We start from the raw sequence: 1,456 nt of genomic DNA, 5'->3' as shown, positions 1-1,456 counted from the left end.
GGGGAGGGCGGAGGGGTCCGCGGGGACGGCCGCGGCGCCGGGCAGCAGAGCGGGAACGGTCATGGCGGGACCACCGAATCGGGCTCGGAGGGCAGGTAAGGCTTACCTTATCCGATCGGGTCCGGGTTTGAACTCCGCCGTGACCCGCCTATGGTTCACACGGGCGTCCGGGCCGGCGGACGGTCCGGACGCGACGCGGCAGGAGGAACAGGTGGAGCGGATACGCACGCGCGGCGCGGCGCAGCCCGCCGCGCCCCAGTACCCCGCGCGCCCCGCGCCGGGCGCCGACACGTCGTCGACACCGACCCCCTCACCGTCACCGGCACCGTCACCGGCCTCGTCACCGGCCTCGTCACCGACCGCACGGGTGCCCGGGCAGCTGCGGGGCGAGGAGCGGGCGCGCGGGGAGCACACCCACAGCGAACCGCCCCCTCCGGCCGCCCCCGTCGTACCCCGGCCCGCGGCCGGGCCGGACCGGCCGCGGGCCGGGGTGCCGTCGCACACGGACCCGGACGCCGGAGAGGGACTCGAGGGCCTGCCGCGCCGCAGGCCGCTGCAGCGCCACTCCGTGCGCGGCCAGATCCTCGACGCGCTGCGCGCCGCGCTCGTGGGCGGCGAACTCGCCCCCGGCGAGGTCTACTCCGCGCCCGCGCTCGGCGAACGCTTCGGCGTCTCCGCCACCCCGGTCCGCGAGGCCATGCAGCAGCTCGCCCTCGAGGGGGCCGTGGAGGTCGTGCCCAACCGGGGCTTCCGGGTCATCGTGCGCGGTGCCCGGGAACTGGCCGAACTGGCCGAGGTACGGGCCATGCTGGAGGTGCCGGTGATGGTGCGCCTCGCCCGTACCGTCCCCTCCGCGCACTGGGCCGAACTGCGGCCCTTCGCCGAGGCGACCGTCACGGCGGCGGCCCGCGGCGACCTCGCCGGGTACGCGGACGCCGACCGCGCCTTCCACCGGGCGGTGCTCTCCCTGGCGGGCAACCAGCAGATCGTCGTCGTCGCCGACGATCTGCACCGGCGCTCCCAGTGGCCGCTCGTCGGCGCCCCCGCACCACGGCGCGCGGACCTCCTGGCCGACGCCTCCGAGCACGCCGCGCTGCTGGACGCCCTGGCCGCGCAGGACCCGCGGCGCGTCGAGGCACTGCTGCGCGGGCACCTCAGGGGCACGGAGCGCTGACCGCGGTGCACCTCGGGCACTGACCGCAGCACCGCGTCGGCCGGGCGGTGCTCGGCGAACAGGTCCGCGATGACTGTCCGGGCCCAGGCGTCCACGGCCGCCCGCAGCCGCCCGGGGTCCGCGCCGCCGGGCTCCCGGCGGATGGCGAGCAGCCGGGTGCCCGCGGCGCGGGCGATGTGGCCGGCGAGCGGGTGGCCGACGAGCGGGTGGTCGTCGAGTGCGTCGGCGGTGGAGAGGGCGGGGGTTCCGGTGGCGCGGTGTCCTCGGCGGTCCGTGTGGTCC

General features: G+C 78.0%; 1 protein-coding gene. It reads left to right on the top strand.

Annotation, left to right across the window (positions count from 1 at the left end; all coding sequences use genetic code 11):
• The first annotated feature begins 367 nt into the window (after positions 1 to 367).
• Positions 368 to 1,174 carry a GntR family transcriptional regulator gene (locus tag GUY61_RS38285; RefSeq protein ID WP_313897045.1) on the top strand — a complete coding sequence of 269 codons (807 nt, stop codon included), beginning with the start codon at positions 368 to 370 and terminating at the stop codon, positions 1,172 to 1,174.
• The last annotated feature ends 282 nt before the right edge of the window (positions 1,175 to 1,456 follow it).

Source organism: Streptomyces sp. GC420, from assembly GCF_009916105.1.
In the GTDB taxonomy this organism is placed as follows: Bacteria; Actinomycetota; Actinomycetes; order Streptomycetales; family Streptomycetaceae; genus Streptomyces.
The sequence above is the reverse complement of the archived record's forward strand: the minus strand, read 5'-3'. Positions and strand labels throughout refer to the sequence as shown.